Raw genomic sequence first — 13,794 nt, 5'->3', positions numbered from 1 at the left:
CCGCTTTTCTTCTATTAGTATCTTATAGATCGTCCTCTTCCCAAGGATCGATGTCCGCGTAAATTTGAAACCCATTTTCCCAGCGCGTCTTCATCCACTTAATCGCTTGCACCATCTCTTCACCGTGAGCAGCGGCTTTCTCGTCAAGGTTTTTCGCTTCTTCCATTTTGGCGGCGCACCAAGAAGGATCCGGGAAAGCTTCAAACCACTCCTTATCATCCTCTTCAAGCGGATCTGTATGGCACATGCCGTCATCGACCGGCAACATCTTCGGCCAATCAAGCCCGAGTCCGACATCCTCCATCAGTTGACGGAGCTCCAAGCCGAATGTGAAAGGGAATGTATACTCCGCCACATCCTCTTCCTCATTCGGAAACTGAAGTCTGTACTCATTTGGATTTTCCTCTTTGAAAAGCTTTTGAAAGAGCGATTTCTTGCGTGTCGTGTCTATGATGGTGAAGTTTCGGATGGCCATCAATCTGACCTTATCGGCATACTGCTCGGATGTGCGATTTGGGTATTCTTCAGCCATGATCGCTCTCCCTTTATCCAATTCCTGCTGTTCTGAAGCTGTCAGTTTTGACCGCAATTCCTTTTTCCGAAGGTCCGGAACCTTGAATTCCAGCCTTCTTGATTCTTCTCGATTCATTATGTATGCCTCCCATTTTTCATTTTGAGCTATCATCATCTTATTTCTACACAACGCAGGAAAGTCCTTTGTACATGCCGTTAATAAGGAAAATCCCCTCGACATTGCTGTTGAGGGGGCAAACGCTTTATTGCTTCAGGAAATCAATTTCGATTTCATTTTTCCGCGGTTCACGTTTAAACAGATAATCCCCATTCCGGATGGACATGAGCACTTCCGCTCGTTCACGGATGGCTTCATAAGCATCTTGTGCATCTAAAACGATAAAGTTAGCTGGTTTCCCTGCTTCGATTCCATACTCATCGTTCACTCTCATAACGTTAGCACCGTTATATGTAATCAAATCGAGTGCTTTATTGATTTCATCAATATGCGTGTAATGCGCTAAATGAATGCCGTTGTCGAGAATGTTCATCATATTTCCGTTCCCTAACGGATACCAGTAATCCGCGATGGAATCTTGAGCAAACGCCACATTATTTCCATTCTCTAGTAATTCCTTTACTCGCGTTAAACCGCGTCGTTTCGGATAGCTGTCGCCGCGTCCTTGTAAATGTGCGTTCTCAGTCGGGCAAGAAATGAAGTTAACTTTTGATTCTCTAAATAAACCTAACATCTTATTCGCATAACTATTTTCTACAGAACCGAAGCTCGTTGTATGGCTTGCTGTTGTGTATTCACCATAATCTTTTTCCATCACAAGCGCATTCAGCACTTCTAAAAACCGGCTATTCGGATCGTCGTTTTCATCACAATGAATATCAATCATCACTTCATACTTTATTGCCAGATCGACAATCCGCTTCAATGATTCAACGCCATGCTCATAGGAGATTTCAAAATGAGGAATTCCACCTGCGACGTCAGCTCCCATTTTAAGCGCCTCTTCCATCAACTGCTCCGCACCTTTATAGCGGAAGAATCCTTCTTGAGGAAATGCGACAAGTTGTAGAGTCACGATATCTTTTAATTCCTCACGAAGTTTAAGTAGAGCCTTCATCCCCGTCAAATTAGGATCCGTAATATCGACATGCGTCCGAATAAATTGAACCCCTTTGCTGACCTCTTTCTGAATCCCTTTCATCGCACGCTCACGCACGAGTTCTTCCGTCAATGATTTCTTATTATCGCTCCAACGTTGAATTCCTTCGAACAACGTTCCAGACACATTGGCATTCCCTTCGCCCAGTCCCGAAAAGATATAATCCAAGTGCAAATGAGGATCCACATAAGGCGGCAAAACTAAACGGCCCTCTAAGTCAATCACTTCAGCAGCATCGCCTAATTCATTGCCGATCGCTTTAAATTTCTTTTCCTCTACTAGAATTTCACGAGATTCTGCATCTCCATATATAGTCGCGTTAATAAACTTTTTCATTCATCACCACTCCTTTACATTACTCCCTCTAGCTTATCAAAGAAATTGTGTCGGTGCCTGTGTAACACACATTTATGACAATTCGCGATGTTGATAGATTTATGCACTCACATTTCACACAAACAGTATCTAATCAACATTCCCCAAATTCAATTATACAATTGTAGTTCATAATCTGAATTGTGTGCCGCACAGGCACCGACTCAAGGCACCAGCTCAAATCCCAACTCAACAACCCCTCACTTCGTCACATCGATTTTAGGTAGAACAGTCCGCCGTTGATGATTTCGACTCGGATTTTGGTTTTATACTGTTCCTCGATCGCTTTCTTTTCGCTCTCGTATGTTTCGGGCTTGTCTTCAATTCCTTCGTAAAAATAATCCAGTACGCGAATGTCGCGTTGTTGCCTTACTTGCGCCTCTTCCGCCCACGTATGGTCGTCCTGCTGTATCTGATTTTCAATTACCGCGTCCAATCGTTCCAAGGCGCGGAGCGGTTTGATCGTATACGGCAAGTGGAATGTGTTTGCAGATATCGTACTCTCCAGATCCAGACGGCTGATGGATTCCTGAAAACCGTTGATTATCATCCCGGTCATCAAGTTGATGCCCAGTGAATAAAGGGTTTCCTGTGTCCGGTGGCTGGAATACGTTATTTTATAGTTCACTCCTACCCAAGGTGTTAAGATGATTTGCGCAGGAACTTGAGACGCGGGCGGTTTTTCATACATCTGCACGAATGAACCGAGCTCATTCGTCACTCGGAATAGTTGACTGAGACGGGGAGAGCCGTAGTGGACAACCTCCCCCGCAATGCTCTCCGTCAGCCTGTTTTTATCGGTGATCAATGTCAGTTGGGCAGGATTCGGCTCGTCTCCCGTGCTCTCTACATACTTCCAGTAAAACGGTCGATTCATTATTTTTTTATCCATCTCAATCGTTAATTGCACGTTAATGAAGTGCTCATTTTCCCGCAAGATGGGGCAATTATTTTCAATGAAAAACCGCCGGACGTATTGATGGATCTGCTGTGGGTACATATGAATCCTCCTTGCATCTAAATAGACATTTTATAGGCGCTTAAAATATCATCCAACTCACCGACGACCTTTTCAAAGACGCCGATTTTCACATTCAGCAGCTCCAGTATATGGTCCTCAATTGTATGTTTCATAGCCAAATTGTATATATTAACATCATGCTCTTGCCCCAACCGATGGACACGGCCGATCCGCTGCTCCAATTTCATCGGGTTCCACGGTAAATCATAATTGATGACATGATGGCAAAATTGAAGGTTGATCCCTTCACTCCCGGATTCCGTGGCAATCAATACTTGCGCTTTTTCCTTGAACAATTGCTTCATCCACTCACGTTTACTTTTGCTGAATTGCCCATTAAACGGGACGCTGACGATGCCCTTTTCGTATAAATAGTTCATTAAATAGGCTTGGCTCGCCCGGTACTCCGTGAAAATGATGACCTTCTCTTCATTCGCCTGCGTAATGATCTCATAGGCCTTTTCCGCTTTCGTGTTGATTTGAAGCGCAGCTAACTTCTGCAACAATCCCTCTGTATACGCAACTTCGTCAGGCTGCGTGCACTTTTGCCGCATTTCATTTAACGTCAGGTAGGCCGCCTCTTTACTGCTGCAAATTTCCTTTTGCAATGTAATCATCGAGAATGCGCCCGAAAAGACAGAGGACACGTTTTTCAACTCTGAAATCATGTCGTACACTTCTTTTTCCTCTTCGCTGAACTCGAGCGGAATGATTTGCACACGACGGCTCGTCCATTCAATTCCAGTATCATGCCTTGAATTTCTCACCATCACTTGGTTGATCAATTCCTTAAGGAACTCATCCTCTTCCACATTGTGCTTACTTGCGGAAAAGACGGATTGGAACGTCTCGAAATTGCCAAGATGCCCGGGCTTTAATAATGAAATCAAGTTGAACAACTCAAACACATCGTTTTGAATGGGCGTAGCTGTTAACAGCAGGCAGAACTTTTTCTTCAGGTTTTGCACGAACTCATAGTTTTTCGTTTTCGGGTTCTTTAATTTATGTGCCTCATCGATGATAATCAAATCAAAATCCTGGTCATAAAGATTTTCCTTATGGGGACTTCTCTTCGCCATATCGATGCTGGCAATGACGATATTGCAGTAGTTCAAATCATAGGCCTTTTTATATTGGATCACCGGGATATGAAATTTTCGATTCAGCTCCTCGATCCATTGATTCACAAGTGATGCAGGAACGAGGATCAGTGCTTTTTTCACAAGGCCCCGAATGAGATATTCTTTCAGAATCAAACCGGCCTGGATCGTCTTCCCGAGTCCTACTTCATCCGCAAGAATCGCTTTCCCGTTCATCCGCTCGATGACCGTCTCCGCCGCCTCCAACTGATGAGGAAAAGGCTTTAGTTCAGGCAAGTATTTTGGGCATTGAAGGCCGTCGAAGTCTGTAATCAATTTCAATTTTTCAACGTCATAGCACATCTTATACAACGTCCAATTATCCCAAGCTTTGCGATTCTCCAACCGCTCAACAAAGCCCTCTTTCCAATCGGACGACCATTCTATTTGCATAAACATCCCCTCATCCGATATTTTCTTGTTAGATTGTCCAAAAACGGGATTCCTATGTGTTATGAAGGAACCAACACTGCTTTTTGGCAATCAAATTCTCAAAGCATTATTGTTTATTGCAAAATACTCCTTTATACTCAACGGGAAACGCGCGAATTTTCAAAACGTATGAGGAGGAAGAAAACATGAAGCTCGGAGCATTCTCTGTAAGTTTGAATGTGAAAGATATCCACGCATCGAAAGCATTTTACGAAAACCTTGGATTCGATTCGTTCGGAGGGGATATCAATCAGAACTGGCTCATCATGAAAAATGAAGAGACGATCATCGGCCTCTTCCAAGGAATGTTTGAGAAAAACATCCTTACCTTTAATCCTGGGTGGAATCAAAACGCCGAAAACCTCGCTTCATTTACGGATGTCAGAGACCTACAAAAGGAACTGAAAGAGAAAGGGGTTCAACTGCTGACGGAGGCGGATGAAACGAGTGAGGGAGTTGGGCATTTCACCCTCGAAGATCCGGATGGCAATCTACTCCTTGTCGATCAACATGTGAATCGTCCTAACTAAACAGATTGTTTTCCTGAAACTATTCATCCCTTCATTCGTATAGGTAACTAACGAATGAAAAAGTAGGTGGTGGCAAAATGGGCTTTTCCCCGTTTGGTGATTTCATGTTTTCGGCTGTGCCAATTTTTATTTTCTCGATTTTCGTTATTGTGATCGGCGTAATCATTTTCGCGCTCATTAAAGGGGTCGGCCAATGGTCCTCCAATAACAACTCTCCGCGCTTGACTGTCCCGGCGCAAGTGAAGACGAAGCGTACAAACACAAGTGGCGGCAGCGGTGATTCTTCTGCGCATACGAGTTATTACGTCACATTCCAAGTGGAAAGCGGCGACCGGATGGAACTGAAGATGTCCGGAAGAGAGTACGGCATGCTAGCTGAAGGCGACCTCGGCATCCTAACTTTTCAAGGCACACGTTATTTGGGATTTGAAAGAAAAAGCACGACAGACTGAACATAATCCATCCTTTGAGCAATCTGCTCATGGATGGATTTTTTTGTTCCTCTCGCCAACCGAATTTGTTACCTTCCGCCTGTTAGTCAACTTTTCTAGTAGTTTTATAAATATAATATTGATTATTTTCTGTTAGTTTGTTACGTTGTACAATATGACATGCTGGCAGTCTTCTAATATGGTCAGAATCGATGTGGGGATCGAATCTCGTAAACTGCGAGCTGGCGTACATTTTCAAGCAAAGGGGATGAAGGAATGACAGTGAAGATGAATAAAGCCGATAATGCCGCCAAGCGGAAGAATCCGCTTAGGACGGACGGTCAGCTCGACTATGAGCGGCTCATCGAAACGGACGAGTTCAAGCATTTGGTCAAAAAGAAGAAACACTTTTTCAGGCCTTATGTCATCGCTTTTTTTGCAATCTATTTGATGCTACCGATTTTGACGGGGTATACGTCAATCCTTGAAGCGCGGGCGATCGGCTGGATGACATGGACGTGGGTCTATGCTTTCGGTATGTTCGTCATGGTATGGGTGCTTACACAGATTTATGTAAAAAAGGCTCGGGAATTCGATAAAGACGTCGAGCATTTGCTCGGAAAACACGTTCGGAAATAAGGGGGGAATGAATCATGAGTTTTTGGTCCTATTCAATCTTTTTTGCAGTTATCGCTTTAACGCTATACATCACCTATTGGGCAGCGAAACAGACGCGCACGGCGAGTGAGTTTTATACGGCAGGCGGTTCGTTGACGGGATGGCAGAACGGGATGGCCATCGCGGGGGATTATTTATCGGCGGCCTCATTCCTAGGAATTGCGGGAGCCATTTCACTAAACGGCTTTGACGGTTTCTATTACAGCGTCGGCTGGTTGACCGCTTATCTCGTTGTTTTGTTTTTAATCGCGGAACCGCTTCGGAATCTTGGAAAATACACGATGGCCGATATGATCGGTTCGCGTTTCGGCGCCAAGAAAGTCCGTGGGGCCGCTGCACTTAATACAATTACAATCGTTCTTTTCTATATGCTTGCACAGCTTGTCGGCGCAGGCGCGCTCATCAAGCTGCTCTTCGGCATCGAATACTGGATTTCCGTACTTATTGTCGGTGTAATGATGTTGGTCTATGTATTATTCGGTGGAATGACTGCTACGAGCTGGGTGCAGATCATTAAGGCGATACTGCTCATGGCCGGTACAATTATCATTTCGTTCCTCGTTCTTATGAAATTCAATTTCAATTTCGTCGGCATGTTCGACATAATGCGGACAGCAACGCCACACGGAGAGTCATTCCTCCATTCAGGCGTCGTCTACAAAGATCCGATCGGCCTCATTTCCGTGCTTCTTGCACTTGTCCTTGGGACTGCCGGACTGCCGCACATCCTTATGCGCTTCTTTACAGTTAAAGACGCGAAAACTGCACGCTCTTCCGTCGTGTACGCCGTGTGGATCATCGGGATTTTCTATGTCATGACAATTTTCCTCGGGTTCGGTGCCGCGAAATTCGTCGGCAGGGACGCGATCATCGCGGAAAACTCGGCGGGCAATATGGCCGCTCCAATGCTGGCGGGAGTGCTTGGCGGGGATCCTCTTGAGTCGTTCGTCGCAGCCGTCGCATTCGCTACGATTCTCGCAGTCGTCGCAGGACTCGTGCTCTCAGGTGCATCTGCTATCGCACATGATATTTACGCAGAAATCATTAAAAAAGGCAAAGTGACGGAAAAGCAGCAAGTCAGAGCAGCACGTCTCGCAGCGATCGGGGTATCTGCCGTTTCCATCTTGCTTGCACTCGGATCGGAAAAACTCAATGTCGCGTTCCTCGTATCGCTCGCTTTCTGTATCGCGGCATCGGCGAACGTTCCGACAATCCTGTTCACGATTTATTGGCGCAAATTCAATACGACAGGCGCGGTTGCTTCGATGCTGACAGGCCTCATTACAGCCCTCGTCCTCGTTGCGGTCAGCCCGAACGTCATCAACCCGGTTGAAGGCGCTGCATTCTTTGTCGGCGAACCGCTCTTCCCGTTCGTCAATCCGGCAATCATCTCCATACCGGCTGGATTCATTGCTGCGATTGTCGGCACTTATATCGGGGCGAAACGTCACGAAGCTGCGGAAGTTGCTTATGCGGAAGTCCGCTTCAAAGCGGAGACCGGCTATCGTGGCGCAGAAGGGTAACTTTATTTGAATGAAACACAAATAGCCCCAGGGAACGGGTTCACCGTTTCCGAGGGCTTTTTGTGTTGGATTAATAGTGCGCTGCGCCTTCCCTTTTCATTTCCGTCATTTGATAAGGGTCGAGCAAGCGGGTCAGTTCGTCGAGTGTAAGAACATTGTAACGGAGACAGAGTTCCTTGAGCGGCACACCTGTTTCAAAAGATTCACGTGCGATTTTCGATGACATTTCATAGCCGATAAATGGCGTGAGCGCCGTGATCGTGCCGATGCTTCTTTCCACATAGTCCTGCATTTGCTCGACATTCGCGGTGATTCCGCTGATGCAGTACTTGCGGAACACTTCGATGCCGTTGTTCATGACCGTCAATGATTGCAATAAATTATAGACAAGGACCGGCTCCATGACATTCAATTCGAATTGGCCTGCTTCGGAAGCGAGGCTGATCGTATGGTCGTTGCCGATCACTTGGAAGGCGATCTGGTTCATCACTTCCGCCATGACGGGATTCACTTTCCCGGGCATGATGGACGAGCCTGGCTGCCTTGCCGGAAGATTGATTTCATTCAGGCCGGCTTTTGGCCCTGACGCCATGAGACGAAGATCATTGGCCATTTTTGAGAGATTGATCATGCATATTTTCAAAGCGGAAGACAATTCTGTGTATACATCCGTGTTCTGCGTTGAATCGATCAGGTTGCTCGCCGATTTCAACGGCAAGCCGCTGATCGTGCGGAGATGCTCCACCGCAGTTTCAATGTATTGGGCATTTGCATTCAGCCCCGTGCCGATTGCAGTCGCTCCCATATTGATGTCGGAAAGATGCACTCTCGTCCTACCGATCCGTTCGATATCACGTTCGATGACACTCCGATACGCGCTGAATTCCTGGCCCAAGCGGACGGGAACAGCATCCTGCAGATGAGTTCTTCCCATCTTAATAACCCCATCGAATTCCTTTTCCTTCGCCTTCAGCTCGTCCACAAAAAGCTCCATCGTTTCCACCAGCTGATTGACCATTTGCTGTGTCGCAATTTTAATCGCCGTCGGGAATGCATCATTTGTCGACTGGGACATATTGACGTGGTTGTTCGGACTGATGAAGCCGTAATCCCCTTTTTCACGTCCCATGATTTCAAGCGCGCGGTTCGCGATCACTTCATTCGCATTCATGTTGAATGAAGTGCCTGCTCCCCCTTGAATCGGATCGACGATGAACTGATCCGTCAACGCCCCCTCGATCACTTCGTCCGAAGCCTCGACGATGGCAAACCCGACATCCTTCGGTAAATCATTGACGAGCACATTCGAAATGGCCGCCGCTTTTTTCACAATTCCGATCGCGCGAATCAATTCCGGGTGCATGCGCTCTTTCGTAATTGGAAAGTTTTCAGTCGCCCGTATCGTTTGAATCCCGTAATATGCATGGTTGGGAACTTCTTTTTCCCCTAAGAAATCCTTTTCGATTCTTCCGGATAATAAATTCATTTGTCCCTTTTCCTCTCGTTATGTAGATCGCCAATATGGCGTACGCTGAACATTGCCAGGGCTGATTTTATATGCCTGGCATCATGTCCATCGTACGCCTTTTACCGTAGGAATGCTATCGTTATTTAGTTCATTCTCCCAGAGAAAAATCAGCTCACTTGTAAAGGACGAGGCATACTACTTTACAGTCCCATTATGAGAACACAGTCGTCCACTCGGACCGCTTTTCCAACATCTCTTTTGCCGCTTTTTTGGCGCTCTCAAGGCTATGGCTTGCAGCCCATCCGCATTGAACTTCATTGCATGCCGGCACTTCATCTGCAACTAACACATCATTCAATGTCTTTTCCAATATATCGAGTACGTCTTCGTAATTATCGTGATTGATGAGCGCCAAATAATACCCCGTCTGGCATCCCATCGGACTAATGTCCACGATTCTGTCGGAATGGTTCCTGCTGAACTCCGCCATCATATGCTCCAATGAATGAATTGCAGGCATTTCAAGATGCTCCTTATTCGGCTGACAAAAACGGATGTCATACTTTCGGATAACGTCGCCGTTAATCCCTTCCTTCACCCCGGCAAGTCGCACAAACGGAGCTTTCACTTTTGTATGATCCAAATTAAAACTTTCCACATTCATCTTTTTTTCTGTCGCAGACATATTCATCACTCCTTCTCATCGCATCCACGTAATCACTATTACCTTATCTACTTACTTGGATTAATCTCAGAATATCAGTATTCTGAATAGGTTGCAAGATTAAAAAAGTTCAAAAAAGGTAACAATGAATCACTTCTCTTTCGTGTTGATGCAAAGATGTGCAAATGATCTATTGAAACAAATTTCCTCCATTGATTGCCAATCATTTTCATTAATCTCTTTTTTGTGTCACCATATTGAACTATAGGAGTGTGATTCGATGATACGTTTTGACGGTGTAAAGAAATCATATGACAATCAAACACTTGTCGTTGATTCAATCAATTTAGAGATTGCCAAAGGGGAATTTCTCGTACTGATCGGGCCGAGTGGATGCGGCAAGACGACTACGTTGAAAATGATCAATCGCCTCATTCCACTGACGGACGGGACGATATGGATCGACGGCAGAAAAGTGAGCGAATACGCAATCCATGAATTGCGGTGGCAGATCGGATATGTGTTGCAGCAAATCGCATTGTTCCCGCATATGACGATCGAGGAAAACATCGCAATCGTACCTGAACTTAAGAATTGGAATAAAAACCGGATCCATGCCCGCGTGACGGAACTTCTTGAAATGGTAGGGCTCGATCCGGATACATACCGGCACCGGAAGCCTCATGAACTATCCGGCGGCCAGCAGCAGCGGATCGGCGTCGTCCGTGCCCTTGCAGCAGATCCCGACATCATCTTAATGGATGAACCGTTCAGCGCACTTGACCCGATCAGCAGGGGAAAGTTGCAGGATGACTTGGTGCAGCTGCAGCGGTCCATTCAGAAAACGATTGTATTCGTCACACACGATATCCAGGAAGCATTAAAACTTGGAGACCGTATTTGCATCATGAAGGAGGGCAAGATCGAACAGATCGGCACCCCGGATGAAATTATGTTGACACCAGCCACACCATTCGTCCGCAAATTCATCCAGAGCGACAGCGTGAAACCGTTCGTAATAGCAGAGCATCTTGAGCCGATGACGTCAGACGCGCAACGGTTGCCTGTATTGGCCTTCAACGCCGGGTGGGATGAAGTGCTGCATGCACTCGCTAAATCAGACCGGGCCGTCATCAAGCGAGAAGAGGAACTGATCGGCACCATTTCAAGACAAACAGTCATTGCCTATTTGGCAAACGGGCAGGAAGGAGGAAAAGCAGCGCATGAGTGACTTTGTAAACGTTTTTCAAGATCGGAAAGGCGAACTTGCTTTGGCGTTGTTGGAACACATCCAAATCTCGCTCATCGCACTCTTCTTCGCCATCCTCATAGCCATCCCGGTTGGCGTCCATTTGACAACCCGGCAGCGGATTGCAGAAACAGTCATCGGGACAAGCGCCGTGTTGCAGACGATACCGTCGCTCGCATTGCTCGGCCTGCTGATCCCGTTGTTCGGCATCGGCAAGATCCCTGCCATCATCGCACTTGTCGCGTATGCATTGCTGCCGATTTTGCGCAACACGTATACAGGCATCAAGGGAATCGACCCTTCCTTGATCGAAGCGGCGACCGCGATGGGGATGAACCGGCGGAAGCGTCTGACGAAAGTCGAACTGCCCCTTGCCATGCCTGTCATCATGGCAGGCATCCGGACATCGATGGTGCTGATTGTAGGAACCGCCACTCTCGCTGCGCTGATCGGCGCTGGCGGTCTCGGCGATCTCATCCTGCTCGGCATCGATCGGAACAGCCCTTCCCTCATCGTTCTCGGTGCAGTCCCTGCAGCACTTCTCGCGCTGTCATTCGACTTGTTACTGAGGAAATTCGAGGGGCTATCGTTCCGGCGGGCTACCATTGCACTCGTGGCATTTTTGGTCGCTACCCTACTCATCATCGTCCTGCCCCTTTTGCCTACTAGCAATGAAAAACAGCTTGTCATCGGCGCCAAATTAGGGGCGGAACCTGAAATTCTTATAAATATGTACAAGCTCCTCATCGAAGAAGAGACGGACCTGTCCGTTGAACTGAAGCCGGGACTTGGCAAAACATCATTCGTATTCAACGCGTTGCAATCCGGGAGCATCGACCTCTATCCTGAATTCACTGGGACGGCGCTGTCCGAATTCTTGAAAGAGACGGCCGTCAGCAATGACCGGAACGAAGTATACGCACAAGCGCGAGATGGGCTTGCCGAGAAATTCGACCTTGTCCTCCTGCCGCCGATGGAGTATAACAACACCTACTCGCTTGCAGTATCCAAACCGTTCGCGGAGCAGTACGGCGTACAAACAATCTCCGACCTCGCCGCGATTCAAAATGCCGTAAAAGCTGGGTTTACACTCGAATTCAACGACCGCGAAGACGGCTACCGAGGCATACGCAGCGTATACGGAATCGACTTCCCTTCCGTCCGGACGATGGAACCGAAACTCCGCTACCAGGCGATTAAATCAGGGGATATCAACCTTATGGATGCCTATTCGACCGACAGTGAACTGCAACAATACGAACTCACCGTTCTACAGGACGACAAGGAGCTGTTCCCGCCATACCAAGGGGCCCCTCTCCTCCGGAAAGAAACACGCGAAACGTATCCTGAACTCGAGAAAGTGCTCAACCGACTCGCGGGCAAAGTGACGGACGACGAGATGCGGGACATGAACTATAGAGTGAACGCGGAAGGTGAAAAACCGGAAGACGTTGCACGCGCATTTTTAAAGGATGCGGGTTTGTTGGAATAAAAGAAGACATCGATTAGCGGGGGCTCATTTCACCCCCGATGATTCTGTCAAGAGGTATTATCTAATTGATCTTACTCAACAATATATCCATCCCTCATTGTAATGATCCGGTCGGCATAGGGAAGCAACTCTTCATCATGCGTCACCATCAACGTCGTCAGGTTCAATGTTTTTTATTGCGTTGCAAATGACTAATTTGCACTGGTTTGTGAAGTTACAAATGTGTCAAGGGCTTCATTGTATCGAAAGCTTTCAGAAGGGAAAAAATAGGTTTTTTCCATTCAAGAGAAAAATCCCTAAATTAATAGAGGATTATAAACTATACAAAATTTAATGATGAAGGTGTGTAAATATGTCTAAAAAACAAGAGATCCTCTCCATTGCTAGAGAAGTTATTTATTCTAAAGGTTATCAGGCAACATCTATAAGTGACATTCTTCTTGCTGCTAATATTGGAAAAGGTCAGTTTTATCACTATTTTTCCTCTAAATATGATCTAGGTTTAGCCGTTGTAGAAGATCTAGTTCAAGAGTGGGATCAACAGTTAATTATCGGCATTTTTCAATCAACAATTAAACCTGTAGCTAAATTAAACAAGATGCTTGATAGAATCCTCACTTTTCATACTGAAATACCAAATAAATCAGGTTGTCCAATTGGAAATTTAGCCATTGAAATGAGTGAACATGATGAAACCTTTCGGGTGAAAATCCAATATATTATCGAACAGTGGATTGGATCTGTAGAAGCAACTCTAGATGAAATGGTCGAGCAAGGTCAACTAGATGCCGCTATCGATACCAAAAAAAGCGCTCAAGCGATGATAGCTATGATTGAAGGCGGAGTTTTATTAATGAAAAGTCATCAAAATATCCATTTTTTAATCAACGTTATCGATGTAATTCGTGAACAGTACAACCTTACTTAATGGCATGTAATTTACTTGCCAATTTTTGAGTATCTGTGATAGACTACATTCTGTACCGAACGGTAGGTACAAGAATTTGTATCAATAATATATAACCCGTTTAGTTGAATTTATCAATGGGCGCCTTAAAAGAGTTGATTGCTTAGGGGCTCTTTTTTGTGAGGATGAGTAAT

13 protein-coding genes and 1 pseudogene are annotated in these 13,794 nt (G+C 46.1%); 7 read left to right on the top strand and 7 right to left on the bottom strand.

Annotation, left to right across the window (positions count from 1 at the left end; genetic code table 11):
* Window positions 1-22 precede the first annotated feature (22 nt).
* The 4 genes from M3193_RS13820 to M3193_RS13805 all read right to left on the bottom strand — a co-directional run bounded on the left by M3193_RS13820 (window position 23) and on the right by M3193_RS13805 (window position 4,625).
* Window positions 23-649: a hypothetical protein gene (locus tag M3193_RS13820; RefSeq protein WP_251628782.1), complete on the bottom strand. Its 627-nt coding sequence runs from the start codon at window positions 647-649 to the stop codon at window positions 23-25.
* A 127-nt stretch (window positions 650-776) separates the two neighbouring features.
* The gene (locus tag M3193_RS13815; RefSeq protein WP_251628780.1) at window positions 777-2,027 is read right to left on the bottom strand and encodes an amidohydrolase family protein; all 1,251 of its coding nucleotides are present in this window, start codon (window positions 2,025-2,027) and stop codon (window positions 777-779) included.
* Window positions 2,028-2,274: 247 nt separating this feature from the next.
* Entirely contained in the window at window positions 2,275-3,066 is a 792-nt protein-coding gene (locus M3193_RS13810; protein WP_251628777.1) for a YqhG family protein, read from the bottom strand.
* Window positions 3,067-3,083: 17 nt separating this feature from the next.
* A complete protein-coding gene (locus M3193_RS13805) occupies window positions 3,084-4,625 on the bottom strand; it encodes a DEAD/DEAH box helicase (RefSeq protein WP_435372049.1) in 1,542 nt (513 codons plus the stop codon).
* 179 nt (window positions 4,626-4,804) lie between these two features.
* Here M3193_RS13805 and M3193_RS13800 point away from each other — a divergent pair, with 179 nt between their 5' ends.
* The 4 genes from M3193_RS13800 to M3193_RS13785 all read left to right on the top strand — a co-directional run bounded on the left by M3193_RS13800 (window position 4,805) and on the right by M3193_RS13785 (window position 7,820).
* A complete protein-coding gene (locus M3193_RS13800; RefSeq protein WP_251628772.1) occupies window positions 4,805-5,188 on the top strand; it encodes a VOC family protein in 384 nt (127 codons plus the stop codon).
* A 77-nt stretch (window positions 5,189-5,265) separates the two neighbouring features.
* On the top strand, window positions 5,266-5,640 hold the full coding sequence (locus tag M3193_RS13795; protein ID WP_251628770.1) for a DUF2500 domain-containing protein: 375 nt from the start codon (window positions 5,266-5,268) through the stop codon (window positions 5,638-5,640).
* 255 nt (window positions 5,641-5,895) lie between these two features.
* Window positions 5,896-6,258 (top strand): DUF485 domain-containing protein, encoded by a 363-nt coding sequence (locus tag M3193_RS13790; RefSeq protein WP_251628768.1) that lies wholly within the window; start codon window positions 5,896-5,898, stop codon window positions 6,256-6,258.
* Window positions 6,259-6,272: 14 nt separating this feature from the next.
* Window positions 6,273-7,820 (top strand): solute symporter family protein, encoded by a 1,548-nt coding sequence (locus M3193_RS13785; protein ID WP_251628766.1) that lies wholly within the window; start codon window positions 6,273-6,275, stop codon window positions 7,818-7,820.
* A gap of 70 nt (window positions 7,821-7,890) precedes the next feature.
* Here the strand turns inward: M3193_RS13785 and aspA are convergent, their stop codons facing one another.
* A complete protein-coding gene (gene aspA, locus M3193_RS13780; protein WP_251628763.1) occupies window positions 7,891-9,306 on the bottom strand; it encodes an aspartate ammonia-lyase in 1,416 nt (471 codons plus the stop codon).
* A gap of 193 nt (window positions 9,307-9,499) precedes the next feature.
* Window positions 9,500-9,973 carry an S-ribosylhomocysteine lyase gene (locus tag M3193_RS13775; protein WP_251628761.1) on the bottom strand — a complete coding sequence of 158 codons (474 nt, stop codon included), beginning with the start codon at window positions 9,971-9,973 and terminating at the stop codon, window positions 9,500-9,502.
* A 259-nt stretch (window positions 9,974-10,232) separates the two neighbouring features.
* Here M3193_RS13775 and M3193_RS13770 point away from each other — a divergent pair, with 259 nt between their 5' ends.
* Entirely contained in the window at window positions 10,233-11,183 is a 951-nt protein-coding gene (locus M3193_RS13770; RefSeq protein WP_251628758.1) for an ABC transporter ATP-binding protein, read from the top strand.
* On the top strand, window positions 11,176-12,693 hold the full coding sequence (gene opuFB, locus M3193_RS13765; protein WP_251628755.1) for an osmoprotectant update ABC transporter permease/substrate-binding subunit OpuFB: 1,518 nt from the start codon (window positions 11,176-11,178) through the stop codon (window positions 12,691-12,693). Before M3193_RS13770 ends, opuFB begins: the two co-directional genes overlap by 8 nt.
* A gap of 71 nt (window positions 12,694-12,764) precedes the next feature.
* Here opuFB and M3193_RS13760 read toward each other — a convergent pair.
* A pseudogene (locus M3193_RS13760) lies at window positions 12,765-12,866 on the bottom strand (hemin ABC transporter ATP-binding protein); the annotation flags it as partial.
* A 179-nt stretch (window positions 12,867-13,045) separates the two neighbouring features.
* Here M3193_RS13760 and M3193_RS13755 point away from each other — a divergent pair.
* Window positions 13,046-13,621 (top strand): TetR/AcrR family transcriptional regulator, encoded by a 576-nt coding sequence (locus M3193_RS13755; RefSeq protein ID WP_251628752.1) that lies wholly within the window; start codon window positions 13,046-13,048, stop codon window positions 13,619-13,621.
* The last annotated feature ends 173 nt before the right edge of the window (window positions 13,622-13,794 follow it).

Origin of the sequence: Sporosarcina luteola (assembly GCF_023715585.1) — a bacterium.
GTDB lineage: Bacteria > Bacillota > Bacilli > Bacillales_A > Planococcaceae > Sporosarcina > Sporosarcina luteola_D.
The sequence above is the reverse complement of the archived record's forward strand: the minus strand, read 5'-3'. Positions and strand labels throughout refer to the sequence as shown.

Coding starts and splice junctions, on each gene's coding strand:
- M3193_RS13820 (WP_251628782.1), bottom strand. CDS start 649: ATGAATCGAGAAGAATCAAGAAGGCTGGAATTCAAGGTTCCGGACCTT.
- M3193_RS13815 (WP_251628780.1), bottom strand. CDS start 2,027: ATGAAAAAGTTTATTAACGCGACTATATATGGAGATGCAGAATCTCGT.
- M3193_RS13810 (WP_251628777.1), bottom strand. CDS start 3,066: ATGTACCCACAGCAGATCCATCAATACGTCCGGCGGTTTTTCATTGAA.
- M3193_RS13805 (WP_435372049.1), bottom strand. CDS start 4,625: ATGTTTATGCAAATAGAATGGTCGTCCGATTGGAAAGAGGGCTTTGTT.
- M3193_RS13800 (WP_251628772.1), top strand. CDS start 4,805: ATGAAGCTCGGAGCATTCTCTGTAAGTTTGAATGTGAAAGATATCCAC.
- M3193_RS13795 (WP_251628770.1), top strand. CDS start 5,266: ATGGGCTTTTCCCCGTTTGGTGATTTCATGTTTTCGGCTGTGCCAATT.
- M3193_RS13790 (WP_251628768.1), top strand. CDS start 5,896: ATGACAGTGAAGATGAATAAAGCCGATAATGCCGCCAAGCGGAAGAAT.
- M3193_RS13785 (WP_251628766.1), top strand. CDS start 6,273: ATGAGTTTTTGGTCCTATTCAATCTTTTTTGCAGTTATCGCTTTAACG.
- aspA (WP_251628763.1), bottom strand. CDS start 9,306: ATGAATTTATTATCCGGAAGAATCGAAAAGGATTTCTTAGGGGAAAAA.
- M3193_RS13775 (WP_251628761.1), bottom strand. CDS start 9,973: ATGTCTGCGACAGAAAAAAAGATGAATGTGGAAAGTTTTAATTTGGAT.
- M3193_RS13770 (WP_251628758.1), top strand. CDS start 10,233: ATGATACGTTTTGACGGTGTAAAGAAATCATATGACAATCAAACACTT.
- opuFB (WP_251628755.1), top strand. CDS start 11,176: ATGAGTGACTTTGTAAACGTTTTTCAAGATCGGAAAGGCGAACTTGCT.
- M3193_RS13755 (WP_251628752.1), top strand. CDS start 13,046: ATGTCTAAAAAACAAGAGATCCTCTCCATTGCTAGAGAAGTTATTTAT.